Origin of the sequence: Neoroseomonas soli, from assembly GCF_018129065.1 — a bacterium.
In the GTDB taxonomy this organism is placed as follows: domain Bacteria; phylum Pseudomonadota; class Alphaproteobacteria; order Acetobacterales; family Acetobacteraceae; genus Neoroseomonas; species Neoroseomonas soli.
The window spans coordinates 1-4,093 of the sequence record NZ_JAAEDM010000158.1 but is presented as its reverse complement, the minus strand read 5'-3'; the positions used below and the strand labels follow the sequence as shown (position 1 = coordinate 4,093).

The 4,093-nt window shown below is 71.6% G+C and carries 3 protein-coding genes; 1 reads left to right on the top strand and 2 read right to left on the bottom strand.

Features of this window, described 5'->3' with window-relative positions; all coding sequences use genetic code 11:
- Positions 1 to 144: 144 nt before the first annotated feature.
- Together ilvD and GXW76_RS24965 are read right to left on the bottom strand one after the other, a co-directional pair.
- Complete coding sequence (ilvD, locus tag GXW76_RS24970) at positions 145 to 2,001, bottom strand: dihydroxy-acid dehydratase (protein WP_211864846.1); 1,857 nt, start codon at positions 1,999 to 2,001, stop codon at positions 145 to 147.
- Between the two features lie 475 nt (positions 2,002 to 2,476).
- Positions 2,477 to 2,884, bottom strand: coding sequence for a VOC family protein (locus GXW76_RS24965; protein ID WP_211864845.1), 408 nt, complete (start codon positions 2,882 to 2,884; stop codon positions 2,477 to 2,479).
- A gap of 42 nt (positions 2,885 to 2,926) precedes the next feature.
- Between GXW76_RS24965 and GXW76_RS24960 the strand changes: the two genes are divergently transcribed.
- A partial coding sequence (locus tag GXW76_RS24960; protein WP_456307122.1) for a MutS N-terminal domain-containing protein occupies positions 2,927 to 4,093 on the top strand: 1,167 nt, incomplete at its 3' end.

Genomic DNA, 4,093 nt, shown 5'->3' with positions numbered 1-4,093 from the left:
CAGATCCCGATCAGGTGGACTCACCTGATCGGGTGAAGATGCTCGCAAGAACAAAGGCCTGGAGCGGTGTTCGTGAGCCGAGGCGAACGGAAACCGCTCTAGATCCCGGCGCCGCCGCGACGGGCGGCGCCGGTTCCGCCGGGATCAGCCCCGGCGCAGGCCCTTGAGGTCGCGCACGGCGCCCCGCGCCGCGCTGGTCGCCATGACGGCATAGGCGCGCAGCGCGGTGGAGACGTTGCGCTTGCGCGGTTCCGCCGGCTGCCAGGCGGCTTCGCCCTTCGCTTCCATCGCGGCGCGGCGGCGGGTCAGTTCATCCTCCGGCACCGCGAGGCGGATGCTGCGGGCCGGGATGTCGATCTCGATCCGGTCGCCGTCCTCGACGAGGCCGACCAGGCCGCCTTCCGCCGCTTCCGGAGAAAGATGCCCGATCGACAGCCCCGAGGAGCCGCCGGAGAAGCGCCCGTCCGTCACCAGCGCGCACTGCTTCCCGAGGCCGACCGACTTCAGGTAGCTGGTCGGATACAGCATCTCCTGCATCCCCGGCCCGCCGCGCGGCCCCTCGTAGCGCACCACCACGACATCGCCTGCCGTTACCTTGCCGCCGAGGATGCCCTCGACCGCCGCGTCCTGGCTCTCGAAGACCTTGGCGGGGCCGGAGAAGACGAGGATCGACGCATCCACGCCCGCCGTCTTCACGATGCAGCCGTCCAGCGCGATGTTGCCGTAGAGCACCGCTAGCCCGCCATCGGCCGAGAAGGCATGCGCCACGTCGCGGATCACGCCGCCCTCGCGGTCGGTGTCGAGTTCGTCCCAGCGTTCGGCCTGGCTGAAGGCCTCGATGCTCGGCACGCCGCCGGGCGCGGCGCGGAAGAACTCGCTCACCTTCGCATCCGCCGTGCGGCGCACGTCCCAGGCCTGCAGCGCCTCCGCGAGGCTCGGCGCATCGACGCGGGAGACGGAGGTGTCGAGCAGCCCGGCGCGGTCGAGTTCGCCCAGGATGCCCATGATGCCGCCGGCGCGGTGCACGTCCTCGACATGCACGTTGATGACCGAGGGCGCGACCTTGCAGAGCACCGGCACGCGGCGCGACAGCGCGTCGATGTCCTTCATGGTGAAGTTCACGCTGCCCTCATGCGCGGCGGCCAGCAGGTGCAGCACCGTGTTGGTCGAACCGCCCATCGCGATGTCGAGCGTCATCGCGTTCTCGAAGGCGGCGACGGTGGCGATGTTGCGCGGCAGGACGGAGAAGTCGTCGGTCTCGTAGTGCTGGCGCGTGATCTCGACGATCCGGCGCCCGGCTTCCAGGAACAGCCGCTTGCGGTCGGCATGGGTGGCGACGACCGTGCCGTTGCCCGGCAGCGCGAGGCCCAGCGCCTCGGTCAGGCAGTTCATCGAATTGGCGGTGAACATGCCCGAGCAGGACCCGCAGGTCGGGCAGGCGGACCGCTCGATGACCTTCACTTCCTCATCGGTCACGGAGCTGTCGGCGGCGACGATCATGGCGTCGATCAGGTCGACGCTGCGCTTCTGGCCGCGATGGACGACCTTGCCCGCTTCCATCGGCCCGCCGGAGACGAAGATGGTCGGGATGTTCAGCCGCATCGCGGCCATCAGCATGCCCGGCGTGATCTTGTCGCAGTTGGAGATGCAGACCATCGCGTCGGCGCAATGCGCGTTGACCATGTATTCGACGCTGTCGGCGATCAGGTCGCGCGACGGCAGGCTGTAGAGCATGCCGTCATGGCCCATGGCGATGCCGTCATCCACCGCGATGGTATTGAATTCCTTGGCGACGCCGCCGGCGGCCTCGATCTCGCGCGCGACCAGCTGGCCGAGGTCCTTCAGGTGGACATGGCCCGGCACGAACTGCGTGAAGCTGTTGACGACGGCGATGATCGGCTTGCCGAAATCCCCGTCCTTCATCCCGGTCGCGCGCCAGAGGCCACGGGCGCCGGCCATGTTGCGGCCATGGGTGGTGGTGCGCGAGCGGTACTGGGGCATGTGCGGGCGTTCCCAAGCCGGAGGAAGCACAGGCCCCGGCCGGGGCGACGGCCGCGAACCATGCGTGTTGAGATCGCTGATCTAGCCGCTTCCCCGCGCAACGGCCAGCGGGGGGGCGGCTGGGCGGAGGCCGTTGCGATATCGGGATGTCGATCGGTCCCGAGTGAACGGCTGCCTGCCGCGCCCTGCCCGGATTGCCTAGCGGCCCGTCTCACGCCGCACGGGGGGAAGGGCACCGCATCGGCCTGTCCGTGGTCATGCGATCATGGGCAGGTCGGTTGCCGGGCTGGTGCTTGGAGCAGATCGCATACGGTTGGAATTCAGCCGTATGCGTGAAGATGCCCGGTCGAACACGGGGAGAGCGGCTTCCACCGATGCGGGAACTGCTCAAGGCTCCCGCGGCGGCAGCGCCCGCCGCGTTCGAGGCGATCCTGACCCCTGCGCCCACTGCCCGGGCGGCGCCCGCAGCGCGTCGTCATGTCCCGGCGTTCGACGGGTCCGTCATGTCGAAGGTCAGTTCCACCCTCAGCCCGAAGGGGTCGGTCAGGAAAAGCTGGTGCAGCGGGAAGCCCGGCAGCGGCGCCTCGGCATAGCGGACGCCCTTCGCCGCCAGCGTCGCGCGCACGCCGGGCAGGTCGCGGGCGCGGAAGGCGATGTGCTCGAAGGACGCGCCGTGCGCCGGGCCTTCCGGCGGTCCCACGGTTTCGCGCGCCGCCAGGTGCAGGATCGGCCGCCCGCCGGCGTAGAGCCAGTGCCCCGGGAAATCGAAGGCCGGCCGCGGTCCTTCCTCCAGCCCCAGCAGGTCGCGATAGAAGGCCAGCGCCGCGGGCAGGTCCCGTGGACGGCAGCGCAGGTTCGCGTGGTCGAGCCCATCCAGGTGCATGATGCCCTCCCTCCTTGCCGGATTCCGGTCTAGAGGCGGGGCATGACAGACGCGTCCGCCCTGGAGAGCAAGCCCGTACCGTCGGCGGCCGGCGCGACGCCGGCCCTGGCGCAATGGTTCGTCGCCAAGGCGGCGCATCCGGATGCGCTCATCTTCTTCCGCATGGGCGATTTCTTCGAGATGCTCTTCGGCGATGCCGAGGTCGCCTCGGCCGCGCTCGACATCGCCCTTTCCTACCGGGGCGAGCACCAGGGGGAGAAGGTGCCGCTCTGCGGCGTGCCCGCCCACGCCTATGAGAGCTACCTCGCCCGCCTGATCCGCCGGGGCTTCCGCGTCGCGATCTGCGACCAGATGGAAACGCCCGAGGAACAGAAGCGCCGCAAGGCCCCGACCATCCGGCGGGAGGTCGTCCGCCTCGTCACCCCCGGAACGGTGACGGAGGAGGCGCTGCTCGAGGCCGCCCGCCCGGCCTGGCTGCTGGCCCTCGCCCCTGCGGGGGACCGGCTCGGCGCGGCCTGGCTCGACGTGACCACCGGCGCCTTCGGCACCGAGAGCCTGCCGGCCGCCGACCTGACGTCGCTGCTCGCCCGGCTGGAACCGGCCGAGATCCTGGCGCCCGAGGCGCTCGCCCGCGGTGCCGCCCTCGCGTCGCTCGCCGAGCGCATCGCCCATCTCGACCCTCCGCGCGACGGTATCCGCCGCGTCACCGAGGCCTTCGGCGTCGCGACGCTCGACGGCTTCGGCGCCTTCGCGCCGGAGGAAATCACCGCCGCCGCCATGGCGGTGGATTATGTGCGGCTGACCCAGGCGGGCGCCCTGCCGCGCCTCGCGCCCCCCGTCCCGACCGGCGGGCGCGGCCTGCTGCAGATGGACGGCGCCACCCGCCGCAGCCTCGAGATCCTGCGCAGCGAGCGCGGCGACCCGCGCCATTCCCTGCTCGGCGCGGTGGACCGCACCGTCACGCCCGCGGGTGCGCGGGAACTCGCCGCCCGGCTGGCGTCGCCGCTCGCCGATCCGGCGCCGATCGCCGCGCGGCATGATGCGGTGGGCTTCCTGCTCGCCGCCGATGCGGTGCGCGCGGCGCTGCGAGCGGCGCTGAAGGGCGCGCCGGACATGGCGCGGGCGCTGGCGCGGCTGTCGCTGGACCGCTTCGCGCCGCGCGACCTCGGCGCCATTCGCGAAGGCCTCGCGCGCGCCGAGGCCATGGCC

What these genes read in the sequence shown, in the direction of transcription:
- ilvD (WP_211864846.1), bottom strand. Translation starts at nt 2,001, where the DNA reads ATGCCCCAGTACCGCTCGCGCACCACCACCCATGGCCGCAACATGGCC.
- GXW76_RS24965 (WP_211864845.1), bottom strand. Translation starts at nt 2,884, where the DNA reads ATGCACCTGGATGGGCTCGACCACGCGAACCTGCGCTGCCGTCCACGG.